Origin of the sequence: Herminiimonas fonticola, assembly GCF_040395855.1 — a bacterium.
In the GTDB taxonomy this organism is placed as follows: domain Bacteria; phylum Pseudomonadota; class Gammaproteobacteria; order Burkholderiales; family Burkholderiaceae_D; genus Oxalicibacterium; species Oxalicibacterium fonticola_A.
The window spans coordinates 17,554-32,018 of the sequence record NZ_JBEBPO010000020.1; the positions used below are offsets into that span (position 1 = coordinate 17,554).

Annotated in this window: 17 protein-coding genes; 9 read left to right on the forward strand and 8 right to left on the reverse strand. The window is 55.7% G+C overall.

Annotated features, from left to right (window positions below; translation table 11 throughout):
- Positions 1 to 21: 21 nt before the first annotated feature.
- The 9 genes from fliJ to fliR all read left to right on the forward strand — a co-directional run bounded on the left by fliJ (position 22) and on the right by fliR (position 6,237).
- Positions 22 to 462 (forward strand): flagellar export protein FliJ, encoded by a 441-nt coding sequence (gene fliJ / locus ABWP27_RS04615; protein WP_353154004.1) that lies wholly within the window; start codon positions 22 to 24, stop codon positions 460 to 462.
- Positions 463 to 486: 24 nt separating this feature from the next.
- The gene (locus ABWP27_RS04620; RefSeq protein ID WP_353154007.1) at positions 487 to 1,668 is read left to right on the forward strand and encodes a flagellar hook-length control protein FliK; all 1,182 of its coding nucleotides are present in this window, start codon (positions 487 to 489) and stop codon (positions 1,666 to 1,668) included.
- Between the two features lie 350 nt (positions 1,669 to 2,018).
- Positions 2,019 to 2,519: a flagellar basal body-associated protein FliL gene (gene fliL / locus ABWP27_RS04625; RefSeq protein WP_353154009.1), complete on the forward strand. Its 501-nt coding sequence runs from the start codon at positions 2,019 to 2,021 to the stop codon at positions 2,517 to 2,519.
- Positions 2,520 to 2,523: 4 nt separating this feature from the next.
- Positions 2,524 to 3,522, forward strand: coding sequence for a flagellar motor switch protein FliM (gene fliM / locus ABWP27_RS04630; RefSeq protein ID WP_353154012.1), 999 nt, complete (start codon positions 2,524 to 2,526; stop codon positions 3,520 to 3,522).
- Positions 3,515 to 3,940, forward strand: a complete 426-nt coding sequence (gene fliN, locus ABWP27_RS04635) for a flagellar motor switch protein FliN (protein WP_353154014.1) — start codon at positions 3,515 to 3,517, stop codon at positions 3,938 to 3,940. The genes fliM and fliN overlap by 8 nt, the downstream gene beginning before the upstream one ends.
- The gene (gene fliO, locus ABWP27_RS04640) at positions 3,937 to 4,380 is read left to right on the forward strand and encodes a flagellar biosynthetic protein FliO (RefSeq protein WP_353154017.1); all 444 of its coding nucleotides are present in this window, start codon (positions 3,937 to 3,939) and stop codon (positions 4,378 to 4,380) included. The genes fliN and fliO overlap by 4 nt, the downstream gene beginning before the upstream one ends.
- Positions 4,370 to 5,128, forward strand: coding sequence for a flagellar type III secretion system pore protein FliP (gene fliP, locus ABWP27_RS04645; RefSeq protein ID WP_353154020.1), 759 nt, complete (start codon positions 4,370 to 4,372; stop codon positions 5,126 to 5,128). Before fliO ends, fliP begins: the two co-directional genes overlap by 11 nt.
- A gap of 9 nt (positions 5,129 to 5,137) precedes the next feature.
- The gene (gene fliQ / locus ABWP27_RS04650) at positions 5,138 to 5,407 is read left to right on the forward strand and encodes a flagellar biosynthesis protein FliQ (RefSeq protein WP_353154023.1); all 270 of its coding nucleotides are present in this window, start codon (positions 5,138 to 5,140) and stop codon (positions 5,405 to 5,407) included.
- A 38-nt stretch (positions 5,408 to 5,445) separates the two neighbouring features.
- Positions 5,446 to 6,237: a flagellar biosynthetic protein FliR gene (gene fliR / locus ABWP27_RS04655; protein ID WP_353154026.1), complete on the forward strand. Its 792-nt coding sequence runs from the start codon at positions 5,446 to 5,448 to the stop codon at positions 6,235 to 6,237.
- Between the two features lie 53 nt (positions 6,238 to 6,290).
- On the opposite strand, the gene flgL is transcribed toward fliR, so the two are convergent.
- From flgL to ABWP27_RS04695, 8 genes are all read right to left on the reverse strand, one after another.
- The gene (flgL, locus tag ABWP27_RS04660; RefSeq protein WP_353154029.1) at positions 6,291 to 7,508 is read right to left on the reverse strand and encodes a flagellar hook-associated protein FlgL; all 1,218 of its coding nucleotides are present in this window, start codon (positions 7,506 to 7,508) and stop codon (positions 6,291 to 6,293) included.
- 12 nt (positions 7,509 to 7,520) lie between these two features.
- Positions 7,521 to 9,476, reverse strand: a complete 1,956-nt coding sequence (gene flgK, locus ABWP27_RS04665) for a flagellar hook-associated protein FlgK (protein ID WP_353154031.1) — start codon at positions 9,474 to 9,476, stop codon at positions 7,521 to 7,523.
- 111 nt (positions 9,477 to 9,587) lie between these two features.
- On the reverse strand, positions 9,588 to 10,541 hold the full coding sequence (flgJ, locus tag ABWP27_RS04670; protein WP_353154034.1) for a flagellar assembly peptidoglycan hydrolase FlgJ: 954 nt from the start codon (positions 10,539 to 10,541) through the stop codon (positions 9,588 to 9,590).
- 20 nt (positions 10,542 to 10,561) lie between these two features.
- On the reverse strand, positions 10,562 to 11,695 hold the full coding sequence (locus tag ABWP27_RS04675; protein ID WP_353154037.1) for a flagellar basal body P-ring protein FlgI: 1,134 nt from the start codon (positions 11,693 to 11,695) through the stop codon (positions 10,562 to 10,564).
- A 28-nt stretch (positions 11,696 to 11,723) separates the two neighbouring features.
- A complete protein-coding gene (locus tag ABWP27_RS04680) occupies positions 11,724 to 12,392 on the reverse strand; it encodes a flagellar basal body L-ring protein FlgH (RefSeq protein WP_353154039.1) in 669 nt (222 codons plus the stop codon).
- 42 nt (positions 12,393 to 12,434) lie between these two features.
- The gene (flgG, locus tag ABWP27_RS04685) at positions 12,435 to 13,217 is read right to left on the reverse strand and encodes a flagellar basal-body rod protein FlgG (RefSeq protein ID WP_353154042.1); all 783 of its coding nucleotides are present in this window, start codon (positions 13,215 to 13,217) and stop codon (positions 12,435 to 12,437) included.
- Positions 13,218 to 13,278: 61 nt separating this feature from the next.
- The gene (gene flgF / locus ABWP27_RS04690) at positions 13,279 to 14,019 is read right to left on the reverse strand and encodes a flagellar basal-body rod protein FlgF (protein ID WP_353154045.1); all 741 of its coding nucleotides are present in this window, start codon (positions 14,017 to 14,019) and stop codon (positions 13,279 to 13,281) included.
- Between the two features lie 68 nt (positions 14,020 to 14,087).
- Positions 14,088 to 14,465 (reverse strand): flagellar hook-basal body complex protein (locus ABWP27_RS04695; RefSeq protein WP_353154047.1); only part of this gene is annotated, 378 nt, incomplete at its 5' end.

The window sequence follows — 14,465 nt, forward strand, 5'->3', positions numbered from 1 at the left end:
GGGAAAATATAATTACTCAAAATGGCTACCTCCTCTGCATTAGACACACTGATAGAACTGGCCACAAAGGAAAGCGACGAAGCTGCCAAGCGCCTGGGCCACTGCATGAAGGCCGCCGAGGACAGCGAACAGAAACTGGCTTTGCTGATGCAGTATCGCGACGATTACGCAGCGCGCTTTCAGCAAAATCTGACCAGCGGTTTGACGGCCATGGGTTACCGTAATTTCCAGCTGTTCATGGACAAGCTGGAAAACGCGATCAGCAGTCAGCAATTGGTAGTGCGCGATGCGCATATCCACGTCGAACGGGAACGATCGGCATGGCAAGCCAGCGAACGCAAACGCATGTCCTACGGCACGCTGGCCAATCGGGCATTGAAGACCAGGCAACTGGCTGAAAACAAACGCGACCAGAAGCAGACCGACGAACACGCAGCACGGCAATTTCTGTACAAAAGATAAACGACCAGAACAGGCGACAGACTCATGAATACCTCCGCGATCAACAACCCTCTCGGCATCTTGCAGGCGCCTGCCAGCAGCAAGCAGGATAGCGCGCCCTCGTCCGATGCTGGTGCGTTCAACCAGGTGCTTTCGCGTGAAATCGCCGACCGCAACAATACCGGCAACAGCACCAGCGCGGCCGCAAAAAATACGCAAAAAGAACCATCCGGCAAAGGTAGCGGCACGACCAACGCAAAGAACGAGAACACCAATACGGCTGCTGCCGAAACGGCAAAAAGCGCGGAAGACGACAAGGCCGCTGCCCTCGCCGCTGCGAAAAAGGAAGAAATCGATACTGCCGCGACCGACCCTTCGGCAGAATTGCTGGCTTTTGTGGCCGCACTGACGCAAGCCAATACCGCGCAAGCTCCTGCTGCAGATACTGCACTTGATACTGTTGCAGTCGCCAAGACTGTAGATGTCGATACCAGACTGGATGCAGATAGCACGCTTGCAGCCGCAACCACGACTGCCGGCAGCAAGGAAGACGCCATCGGCAAAAAGTCGGACTTCGTTTCCGCGCTGGACAAAGCCACAGGCACTGCAAATGAAACCGGTAAAACACCCGCTGCGGCACCAGCCACCGCCTCTGCCGTCAAGGCTGAGGTCGATCTGGCAGTCGCTGCAGTAACGGCCAAGGCCGTCGAACCAGCCGCCGTCGGCAATCCGCAAACCATCGCCGTCAACAGCGCCGCACTCCAGCATCTGAATGAAGCACAGGCTGCGCAAGCCGACAAACTCGCGCCGCAAGTCGGCAGCCCTGGCTGGAATCAGGCGCTAGGTCAAAAAGTGGTGTGGATGATTCAGGGCGCACAGCAAACTGCAACGCTGACGCTGAATCCACCAGATCTCGGACCCATGCAGGTGACCCTGAACGTTTCAAACAATCAGGCTACGGCGAACTTCACTGCGCATCAGCCCGAAGTTCGTCACGCACTGGAAGCAGCGATGCCGCGCCTGCGCGAAATGCTGAACGACGCAGGAATACAGCTTGGCCAGTCCAGCGTCAGCGCCGGTTCGCCGAATCAGCAACAGGCATCCGGCGAACAGCAACGTGGCGGACGTCAAGCCAGCCGCAACGACAATGGCGTGGAACCTGTCATCCACGTCAGCCACGTGCCACTGCCCTCCAGCGGTAGCGGCATGGTCGATACCTTTGCCTGAACACGCTTCGATCGTATCCGCAGCAGTTCGTTGTCAAAACGCATACGCGATGCCTGCCGCGATTTTCTCGATGGCGTGGAGCGCTGCTCATCCGTTCACTAAAAATCACATCGTTTTTCGCACGATGCGGGTGTTGCTCGCAATGAATAATGGTTTAATAGGGCCTTAGGCAGAAATTCCGCATATATCCAACGATTTGCGGCATTTGCTGGAAGAAGCGACCCCGGGACTGGATGACGTGAATACGACGATATGCGTCGTGTTCCCCTCTCTTTTCAATGCATCCTGTGTGTCGTTTTTTTTTAATAATGGCGTGTAACCAGAATGCATGCCGCACTTGAGGAAAACAGATGGCAACAAAAGCAGCTCCCAAAACAACCAGCACAAACGTGGAACCACAACCGAAGAAATCAAGAATCTTGATTATCGTCATCGCGTTGTTGATCATCCTGGCTGGCGGCGGCGCTGGTGCATGGTATTTCCTGGGTCAGAAAGCAGCGGCACACCCTGCGCAGGCTGCACACGTAGAAGCAAAACCGCCGGTGTTTTTGCCGATGGAAGCATTCACCGTCAATCTGCAGGCTGAAAACGGCGAGCAATTTCTGCAAACCAGTTTTACGCTGCAGGTATTGGATCAGGCGCAGGTGGACATGATCAAGCTGTACATGCCGCATGTGCGTAGCCGCATACTGTTGCTGCTGTCGAGTAAAAAACCTTCGGAAATCCTGACCGTGGAAGGCAAGACCAAATTGGCCGAAGAAATCATCAATATTTTCAAACAACCATTTACACCACAGGGCCCGACCGTCAAGGTAAGCAGCGTGTTGTTTACCTCATTCGTCGTGCAATAAAATCATGGCCGATAATTTCCTCTCACAGGAAGAAGTTGATGCTCTTTTAAAGGGTGTCAATGGCGATCAGGATGAGACCGGCAAGCCGGAAGACTCGACTGGCGTGCGCCCATACAATCTTGCAACGCAAGAACGTATCGTGCGCGGCCGCATGCCGACGCTGGAAATTATCAATGAACGTTTTTCACGCCTGTTGCGCATCGGCCTGTTCAATTTTCTGCATCGCAGCGCCGAGGTTTCCATCGGCCCGGTACGCGTATCGAAATACAGCGAATTCATACGCAACCTGGTGGTGCCGACCAACCTGAACCTGATTCACATGAAGCCGCTGCGCGGCATCGGCCTGATCGTGCTCGACCCGAATCTGGTTTTCCTTCTGGTGGATAATCTGTTCGGCGGCGATGGCCGCTTCCACACTCGGGTGGAAGGTCGCGACTTTACGCAAACCGAACAGCGCATTATCCAGCGCATACTCGGCATCATTTTTGAAACCTATGCCAAGTCATGGGAACCCGTTTACCCGGTTGAATTCGAGTACATCCGCTCGGAGATGAATACCCAGTTCGCCAACATCGCAACGCCGAATGAAGTGGTGGTTGCCACCACCTTCACGATCGAACTCGGCCCGGTCAGCGGCGATCTGCACTTCTGCGTGCCCTACTCGATGATCGAGCCGATACGCGATCTGCTGACCAGCAGCATGCAGGGCGAGACGCTGGAAATGGACAAGCGCTGGATACGTTTGATGACACAGCAGATCCAGACTGCGGAAGTGGAAATTCTCGCCAACATGGGCTCTGCCAAGGTAACCCTGGGCGACATCCTGAACATGAAGGCCGGCGACATTATTTCAATCGCCGTACCGGAACAGATCACCGCAGAAGTCGATGGCGTGCCGGTGATGGAATGTTCGTACGGAAAACTGAATGGCCAATATGCATTGCGCGTGGAAAAACTGATCTATAGCGCAAACGAGTCAACGCAAGGAGAAGATCATGAGTGACGAAAACGAATCCCAGAGTATTGCAGAAGACGATTGGGGCGCAGCCATGGCCGAGCAGGAGCAGACGGAAGCCGAAGCTGCAGCGCTGGCGCCGAAAGCGGCCTCTGCCACCGTCTTCAAGGATTTCTCCGGCGGCGACCTGAAAACCGGCACGCACAACGATATCGACTTCATCCTCGATATCCCGGTGCAACTGACGGTGGAACTCGGCCGCACCAAGATCGCGATCAAGAATCTGCTGCAACTGGCGCAGGGTTCTGTCGTCGAGCTCGACGGCCTGGCCGGCGAACCGATGGATGTACTCGTCAACGGCTGCCTGATTGCACAAGGCGAAGTCGTGGTTGTGAATGACAAGTTCGGCATACGCCTCACCGATATCATCACGCCATCAGAACGCATCCGCAAATTGAACCGATGATTTTTCCTCGTCTCATTTTACGGGCAGCAGCTCCGCTGGCGATGCTGGCAACAGCCGCCCACGCTGCCGATGCACCTGCTGTTGCCGCTACTGCCACCAATACATCGACAGCGGGCAATCTGCTGCAAGTCACACTGGGCCTGCTCGTCGTACTGGGCCTGATGGCAGCCGCCGCCTGGATGCTGCGCCGTTTTACCGGTGCCAAAGGCAGCAGCGCCGCCAACATCAGGATCATAGGCGGCGTCAGCGTCGGCAACCGCGAACGCGTAGTGGTGGTCGAAATCGCCGATCAATGGATAGTCGTCGGCGTCGCACCGGGCCGTGTCAATGCCTTGAGCACGATGGCACGCCAGGAAACACCCGTCATGACCGATGCGCCGCCGGCGAAGAATTTTTCCAGCTGGCTCGCGCAAACAATCGAAAAACGCAATGTCCAATAGCACTTCCTCACTGCTGCGCCGCTGCCTGCCCCTGTTGCTGCTGGCCTTGCCGATGGCAGCCATGGCGCAGCAGGCCGGCCTGCCCGCACTGACCAGCACGCCGACGCCGGGTGGCGGACAAACCTATTCGCTCAGCCTGCAAACCCTGCTGCTGCTGACCGGCTTGTCGTTCTTGCCAGCCGTGCTGCTGATGATGACCAGCTTTACCCGCATCATCATTGTGCTGTCATTACTGCGTCAGGCACTCGGCACCCAGAGTTCGCCGCCGAACCAGGTCATCATCGGACTGGCATTGTTCCTGACCCTGTTTGTGATGAGTCCGGTGCTGGACAAGATTTACGTCGAAGCCTATCAACCCTTCTCCGCCAACAAGATCCAGATGGGTGAAGCGCTCGACAAGGCGGTAGCGCCCTTGAAAACCTTCATGATCAAGCAGACCCGCGAATCCGATCTGGCCCTGTATGTCAAGATGTCCAAGGGGCCGGAGCTGCAAGGGCCGGAAGATATTCCGCTGCGCATACTGGTGCCGGCCTTCATCACCAGCGAACTGAAAACCGCCTTCCAGATCAGCTTTGCCATCTTCATTCCCTTCCTGATCATCGACATGGTGGTTGCCAGCGTCTTGATGTCGATGGGGATGATGATGGTATCGCCGGCGATTGTGGCCTTGCCGTTCAAACTGATGCTGTTCGTCCTGGTTGATGGCTGGCAATTGCTGATCGGCTCGCTGGCGCAAAGTTTTTACTGAGGATTTTCCATGACTCCAGAAACCGTCATGACCATGGGCCGTCACGCGATTGAAATCACCTTGATGGTGGCGGCGCCGATGTTGCTGGTCGCACTGGGCATCGGCCTGATCGTCAGTATTTTCCAGGCCGCCACGCAAATCAATGAAACCACGCTGTCCTTCATTCCGAAACTGGTAGGTATTTTTCTCGCACTGGTTATTGCGGGGCCGTGGATGCTGACGGTACTGCTCGACTACATGCGTGAGACGTTCACCAATATCCCCCTGCTCGTCAGCTAAGTGCAGCGCCAGCTTTCCGGGTTTCGCATCATGTCGACATGATCTCTGTTACCAGCGCCGAATTACATACCTGGATTGCCTCTTTCCTGTGGCCGCTCACGCGCATCATCGGCCTGATTTCGGTCGCACCGCTCTTCGGCAACGTGAGCGTGCCGGCACGCGTGAAGATCAGCCTCGGCATCATGCTCGCATTGGTCATTGCACCTACCGTACCGGCTCTGCCGGCGATGGACCCGATGTCGCCTACCGGCCTGCTGATCCTGATGCAGCAATTGCTGATTGGCCTCACGATGGGTTTTGCAATGCGGATTGTGTTTGCCGGTGTGGAAATGGCAGGTGAAATCACCGGCATGACCATGGGCCTCGGCTTCGCCAGTTTTTTCGATCCGCAAACGCGCGCACGATCGTCGGCGATCAGCCAGTTTCTGGCGCTGCTCATACTGATGATTTATCTATCGACCAATCTGCATCTGGTCGTTCTCTCCACGCTGGCACAAAGCTTCGAGCTGCTGCCGATTTCAAGCAGCTTTGTTTCGGGAGAGGGATTATTCCAGATCGTCAAATGGGGCGGGCGTATTTTCAGTGCGGGGGTTCAGCTATCGCTGCCCATGGTTGCTGCACTGCTGATCACGAATATTGCGCTCGGCATTCTTACACGCGCTGCGCCGCAATTGAACATCTTCGGTATCGGCTTCCCGATCACCATCGGCGTCGGCTTCATCATGATCGCCATCGTCCTGCCTTATCTGATGAATCCGTTCATCAATTTGATGCAGGAAGGAATTGATGCGATGGGAAGAATTACTGTCGCGCTGGCGCCACTCAACTAAAACTAAAAGCGCGGATGGAATGAGTGACCGTGCATTGCAAGGCCACTCATTCATCAGGTCAGCATATTGAACAGGGACAGGCCGGAGATTTTGATAAACGACTGGCGTGCCGCTTCCAGTGTGTATTGCTGTTGCGTAAAGCGTGAATAAGCTTCTACCGGATCGATATCCTGCAAGGTGGAGAGCGTTTGCGAATATTGAATCTTCAGATCATCGCCAGCACTATCGAGTGAGTCGATTTCCTTGAGACGAGCACCAATCGACGTCCGTACCGACAGTATGTTATCCAGCGCGTTGTCGAGATTGACATTCGCCGCATTCAAGCCATTCGTCAGCCGGGTCTGGCCTAGTGGGCCTGCACCGGGAGCCATCAATGTATTGAGCAAATCGTCCAGCGTTTTGAATACGCTTTGATCCGTGCTTGGGCTGACATCGAATACATCGCCGTTGGCCGGCTTGCCGGCGATCTCGATACGCATGCCATCGAATGCAATCGCCTGCCCACTGACGTATGGATTCCCGGTCGACAGCGACAACGGTGGCGCGATCTGATTCACATCGTATGTTGTTGCACCCGTAGTCGGATCGACCGTAAATGCGATGCTGTAATTGCGGCCCGTCAATTGCGTCAGATCCGTTACTGCACCGGTGCCGACTGTACCGGTTCCTGTATTACCCGCTGCCGCACTGCTGACGAAACGCCCATTCCCGGTACGGTTATTTTCAAAAACCGAGTTGCCGGAATCGCTGGATGCCATTTGCCGTGCCGGGCCAACCTGCAGCATGCGCTGCCCCTGGTCGCCGTCATAGGATACGCCTGCCGTCGTTTTTGAAAACGGCGGACTGGAAGTTTGATAGCCGCCGAAAATATAATTTCCGGAGCCGTCGCGACTGTTTGCAAGTCCCAGCAATTCGTCATAGCGGCCACGCAATTCGTTGGCAAGAATTTGTCGCTGTTCATCCGCGAGCGAGCCATTGCCCGCATTCACTGAGAGCGTTTTCACATCCTGCAATAAGCGCGTAACGCTTTGCAGCACACTCTCTTCTTCCGACAATGCGCTTTTTGCATTGGAACGATTGGTGCCAAACTGGGCATTGATCGACAAGGCCTGATCCATGCCCAGAGCAGCTGCAGCAGCGACCGGATCATCGGACGGCGACAGAATGCGGCGATTAGTGGAAATCTGCTGCTGCGTTCTTGCCAGCGCCACTTGCAGATCACTGATCTTGCCGGAGCCCATTTCAAAAATTGTATTCGTGCTGATGCGCATGACCGCTTACCCCTATCGACCCAGAGAGATCAAAACATCGAACATATCGCTGACTGCCTGCATCACCTTGCCGGAAGCCTGATACGCCTGTTGATAACGCAGTAGATTCGTCGCTTCCTCATCCAGATTCACGCCGGACTCTGATTGCTGCGCCGTCTGTATCTGTTTCAGCAAGGTCGCTTCGGCTGCGCTGTTGGTTTGCATCTCACGCGTTTTATTGCCAACCAGGCTCACCACCTGGCTATAGGCGCTGTTATAGCTGGCGGTGCCGCCCTGCAAGACCTTCTTGGTTTGCAGCTCGCCCAAAGCCAGCATATTGCGATTGTCGCCGTCACCGTTCGTATTGGCTTTGATCGTAAAGGTATCGCCATTGACCGGTGCACCGGCTATTTCAATTTCCATCCCGTCAAACGAGATGGTGGAACCGGCTGTGTACGTTACCGGCGTGCCGGCAGGAAAAGTCGTCGCCACACCATTCGTGGTAACCGTAACCGCGACCGCCGGAAATCCTGTCAGGGTCGGCGGCACCGATGTTCCGTCGTAACTCAGCGTAACAGGTGTTGCGATATTCGCAGGGTTAAAACCCGAATTGACTTTGCCCAGGCTGATCGTGCCGTTGCCGGTATTGCCGGTCGGTGCAGCAGTACGAATCGGCGTGGCCGTTGCGATCGCACTCAAATCCTTGATCAGCACATTGAAATCCGAAGCACCGTTGACGGTCGGTTTCACTACGAATTCATCGCCGGCAACCATCGGACCTGTCAGCGAAAAACTCACGCCGTCTATCTCTAACGGGGTAGCTGGAGGGGTCGGAAAAGTGGCGCCTGAATAGACCGAGGTATTGTCGGGCAGGCGCGTTATCTTGTAGTCAGTTCCGTTGAAGGACACGCGATAGTCGTTGGTCGTCAATGCGTCGACATTGCTGATGCTGGCACTTAGCCCCGATCCAACTGAATTTTTGCTGCTGGGATTAACGAGAGGATCGGCCATTTTGAAAAAATCGCCTCCCATCGCACCGTTCAAATCCTGTCCCAGTTTGTGCTGCTCATTGAAAGTGGATGCCAGACCGATTGCAATCCGGCCGAGCGAGTTCCTCATCGCATCCAGCGTCTCGCTACGATACTGGAACAAGCCGCCCAGATTACCGCCGACTAAAGAACTTTCCGGCAAAATGACCGTCGTGCCACTTGCGATGTAGCCTACTTGCAGGCGCCCCGGATCGGTTGGCGAGTTCACGGTCGTCAGTTGCAACACATCGTTTCCCACCACCAGCGGCTGGCCGTTGCCGATGAAGATGCCGTAACCGCTTTCCTGCTTGACCACCGACACCTTGGTTTGCTTGGCCAGTTCCGAAACAATCAGGTCACGTTGATCGAGCAGATCGTTAGGCGGTTGTCCGGTGCCATTCTGCGCCTTGGAAATCGCCTCGTTCAACTGGGCGATCTGCTTGGCGTAGGCATTGATATTCGTTACGGCTGAACTGATTTCATTGTTGACGCCATCCTGCATGCCGCGCAATTGGCTGTCCATGCTCTGGAAACGTGCTGCCAGCGCCTGTGCTCCCGACAGCATGGCCTGGCGCGACGGCGCAGTACCCGGATTCGCCACCAGATCCTGTATACCCTTGAAGAAATCGGACAACACCGGCGTCAGCCCGGTGGTCGGGTCGGCGATCATGTTATTGATCTTGTTGATTTGTGCGTAATACGTTGCCAGCTGGCTGGCCGTGCCCTGGCCTGCAATTGCCTGCGAGCCGAGAAACTCGTTATAAACGCGCTGCACGGTTTCCACGGTGGTGCCGTTGCCGATAAAACCGTAACCGAAATTCTGTCCTCCCAGCGATGCCTGAATGACCAATTGCCGGCTGTAGCCCGGCGTCGCCTGGTTCGCGATATTGTGTCCTGTGGTGGCAAGCCCCGCCTGTGCTGCGGCAAGTCCACTCTGGGCGATGCTGAGAATATTGGCCATGGTTGTTCTTTAAACGCTATATCGATGTGTACGGCATGACGATGGAAAACTTGAGCGGAGCAACTTGAAACTTATGCAACATGCGCTTCCCCAGCACGCTGGAAACTCTGCTCAAGCCGATAGATTCTTGTTGATGATGTGCGTGAGTTTTGCCGCGTAATTGGGGTCAGTTGCATAACCGGCACGCTGCAAGCCTTGCGCAAAACCCTGTGCGTCACCAGCATTGGCCAGCACTTTTTCGTAACGCGGATTATTCTTCAGCAGCTTCGCGTAATCGCGGAACGAGTCTGCATAGGAATCGTAGGCACGGAATTTTTCCACCCGTTTTTGCGCTACACCGTTGACGTACTCGGTCGTTACTGCATCCACGGTCTTGCCTTTCCAGCCGCCGGTCGCCTTGATGCCGAACAGATTGTGACTACTGCTGCCATCTGCGGTGCGCATCACATGCTTGCCCCAGCCACTTTCCAGTGCGGCTTGCCCCAGCATGAATTTGGCAGGAATACCCGTGGTTTTGCTGGCTTCTTCTGCGTGCGCATTCAGCTTGTTCTGGAAGGCCTGCACATGTGCAGGTTGATCAGCGCTCGAAACTGCCGCCTCAGCAGCAGCCACAGCGCTACCGTTTCCCTCGTAGGCTGCAGCCAGTTTTGAATGCTGGCCGTAGATATCGCGTATCTGCGCTGCCTGCATCAAACCGATTTCGTTGCCGGCCGTTGCGTTGCTGCGCTCGTCGTTCATCGCGGCAGTATCGGCCGCCGCATTGTTGACGCTCAACTGACGTATCAATACTTCAGCCAGCCCTATGCCCTTGTTGGCCATGCTCTGACTCATTTGCTGATCCAGCATCGACGTATACATCTTGGTCTGCTGGTTATCGAACACGCCTTCCTGCGGCGTCGCTTCGCGCATGCTTTTCATGATCATGTTCATGAACAAGGCTTCAAACTGCTTGGCTGCAGCCTTCAGCGAATCAGGCGAATTCTGGCGTGCTGACTGCTTCAGCGATTCGATGCCCTTGGCATCGATCGCAAGCGAGCTGTTCGAGTTGTCGGCAGGCGTGATCATGCGTAATTAATCATCCGTAATTAAATGATTTCCAGTTCTGCACGCAGCGAACCGGAAGCTTTCATCGCTTGCAGGATGGCCAGCAAATCCTGCGGCGTCGCACCTATCGAGTTCAAGGCTTTAACGACATCTGCCAGCGACGTGGAATTTTTCAGCAGGATGACTTTGCCCGGATCCTTGCTGATTTCAATTTGCGATTGTTGCGCTACCACGGTCTGCCCACCGGAGAACGGTGCCGGCTGGCTGATGATAGGTTGAGTATTGATCGTGACCGACAGATTGCCGTGCGACACCGCGCAGGCATCCAGCGTCACCGCCTGATTCATCACGACCGAGCCGGTGCGTGCATTCATGATGACCTTGGCGCTGACCTGCGCCGGCGTCACATTGATGCTTTCCAGTGCGCCGAGGAAACTGACGCGCTCGTCGTTGCTCGCCGGAGCACGCACGCGAATGACGCGACCATCCTGCGCCGCTGCCGTTTGCGGGCCGAAGCGCGCATTGACTGCATCGACTACGCGACTGGCGGTGGAGAAATCGCTTTCTTTCAATTCAAGAAAAATTACGTCGCCCTGACCCAGCGAAGTCGCGACCGCACGCTCTACCGTCGCGCCGGCAGAAATCCGGCCCACGCTCAAATGATTGATCTGTGCCTTGCTGCCATTGGCTGCCGCACCTGCACCACCCACCACGACATTGCCCTGCGCCATCCCGTAAATCTGGCCGTCGGCACCTTTCAACGGCGTCATCAGCAAAGTACCGCCGCGCAGGCTTTTGGCATTGCCCATTGACGACACGGTAATGTCCAGCGTCTGGCCCGGTTGTGCAAATGCCGGCAGCGACGAGGTCACCATGACTGCCGCCACGTTCTTCAATTGCAGATTGGTGCCTTGCGGCAGATTGATGCCCATTTGCTGCATCATGCTGATCACGCTTTGCACGGTAAACGGCGTTTGTGTGGTTTGATCGCCGCTGCCGTCGAGACCGACGACCAGGCCGTAACCGATCAATTGATTCTGCCGCACGCCCTGGATGCTGGTCAGATCTTTCAGACGTTCGGCCTGCGATGCGAGCGGCATCAGCAGGCACGCCGAGCAGGCAAGCATCTGCAATGATTTTTTGAATACGGAAGATGGTTTGAGTACGGTTTTCATATGCTTTCCTGGTTGCCTCTTGCCGACATCAGAGAGGCAGTACGCTGAGGAAGAAACGCGCCAGCATCGATGCCACTTCGGCGCCATCGACTGTGCTGTTGGTGCGATATTCGATTTTTGCATCGGCCACCTGCGTGGACGAAACGATATTGCCGGAGTTGACGGTGCTCGGATCAATCACACCGGAGAAGCGAATGAACTCGGACCCCTTGTCGAGTGAAACCTGTTTTTCTCCTGCCACGATCAGATTGCCGTTCGACAGCACATCGATCACGGTCACTGTCATGGTGCTGATGAAGTTATTGCTGGAAGTGACCGCACCCTTGTCTTCATACTTGATTGCATTCGATCCGCTTGCGCTCAGACGATTGGTCAGGCTGCCCAGCAGTCCAAATATATTAGGCGCCGATGCGGTCACACTACCGGTCTTGCTGGCGGCACTGCCAGCCTGCTTGCCGGCCGAACTCTTCTCGTTGATGACGATCGTGATCGTGTCGCCAATCAGGCGTGCGCGTCTGTCTTCAAACATCGGGCGATAGGCCGCCGTCTGGAAAATCGCGCCATTGGCCGGTGGCGCAATCATGCTGGCCGCCTGCGGACGCGCCGTCAACGGTGTTTTCACGATCGTGTCCGGCGTCGAACAAGCAGAAAGCGCGGCGCTTGCCACCACGATCAATGCCATCAAAGAGTATTTCATTGCCATTCCTTTACACGCTATCCGAGCGATCACGCGTCTCGCTTAAATCTGCGTCAAACGTTGCAGCATCTGATCAGATGTGGTGATTGCCTTGCTGTTGATTTCGTATGCGCGTTGCGTCTGAATCATGCTGACCAGTTCTTCGACCACGTTGACGTTCGACGTTTCGACATAATTCTGCTTGAGCAAGCCGGCGCCGTTGCTGCCCGGTGTGTTGGTGTTCGCCGTACCGGATGCCGTGGTTTCCACGTACAGGTTTTCGCCACGGCTCATCAAGCCGGCCGGATTGATGAAGGTCGCCAGTTGCAGCGCGCCGACTTCGGTTGCTGCGGTCGTGCCCGACACCGTGACCGAGACGATACCGTCGCGACTGATCGTGATCGACGTAGCATTTTCCGGAATCGTGATGGCAGGCTGGATGGGAAAGCCGCTGGAAGTCACCATCTGGCCCTGATTGTCGGTCTGGAACGAACCGTCGCGCGTGTACGCTGTGGTGCCGTCCGGCATAAGAACCTGGAAGAAACCGTCGCCTTCAATCGCCAGATTCTTGGCGTTGCTGGTCAGTTGCAGATTGCCTTGCGTATGAATGCGTTCGGTCGCTACCGGACGCACACCGGTACCGAGCTGCAGGCCCGATGGCAATTCCGTCTGCTGCGAGGACGCGGCACCCGGCTGGCGTATCGTTTGATACAGCAGATCCTCGAACACGGCACGTGAACGCTTGAAACCGGTGGTGCTGACGTTGGCCAGGTTATTCGAGATGACGTCCATCTGCGTTTGCTGCGCATCCAGACCGGTTTTGGAAATCCATAGGGAACGTATCATTTTTTTCTCCGATGTCGGTTATCTAAAACCAGACGGTTGTTTCATTGTGCCTGCGCAGCCATTAACTCAAAGCGAGAAACTCGGTGGCTTTGGCAGCGTTACTCTCGGCATGCTTCAACATATTCATATGGAGTTCGAACTGTCTTGCCAGGCTGATCATGTTGACCATCGCATCGACAACATTGACGTTACTGCCCTCGACTGCGCCGCTGACCACACTCACATCTGCATCGGCCGCCACGTCCTCACCGTCCTTCGTAACGAACAAACCGTCGTCGGCACGCTTCAGATTGGCTTCGTCCGGATTGACCAGTTTGAGGCGGCCGACCTGTATCGTCTGGCCTGGCCTGCTGCCTGTTTCCACCGAAGAGATCGTGCCGTCCTTGCCGATTGTGATGTGCACATCCGGCGGAATGGAAATCGGCCCGCCATCGCCAAGCACATTCAGGCCAGATTGCGTTTGCAGCACACCGTTTTCATTGACTCTCAGGCTGCCGGCGCGCGTATATCCTTCGGTGCCGTCGGCACGCTCTACCGCCAGCCAGCCTTTTCCCTGGATCGCAACGTCAAGATCACGCCCGGTTTGCTGAAAAGGCCCGGCACGGAAATCGTTGCCTACCGTCGAGTCAACCACGAAGGTACGGGTCGGCAAAGCTGCATTGACAACCGGCACTGCACGGAAAGTATCGAGCTGCGCGCGAAAGCCGGTAGTCGAGACATTCGACAGATTGTGCGTAACCGTCGCCTGCTGCTCCAGAATCTGCTTGGCGCCGGTCATCGCGGTGTAAATCAGTCTATCCATTTCTTTCTCCTGTGATCAGTCGCATCAGCTTTGCAAACCAGCCGATACGACTGCCATCACTGCCTGCATTAGCGCAGGTTCACCAGCGTCTGCAGAATCTGATCCTGCGTCTTGATGGTTTGCGCATTGGCCTGATAGACGCGTTGCGCAGTAATCATGTTGACCAGTTCGGCGGTCAGATCGACGTTGGATTCTTCGATCCGCGACGACTGTACCGATCCGAGGCCGCTGCTGCCAGGTGTGCTGGTACGCGGAACGCCTGACTCGGCCGTTTCCACCCACTGATTGCCGCCAATATTCTGCAAGCCGTTTGGATTGGCAAAGCTGGACAGGATGACTTGTCCCAGCGTCTTCACCTGGCCGTTCGTATAACGACCGACGATGTCGCCGTTGCTCGACAGTGCAAAACCGGTCAGCGTGCCGGCGTAATAGCCGTTAGGCAGCTG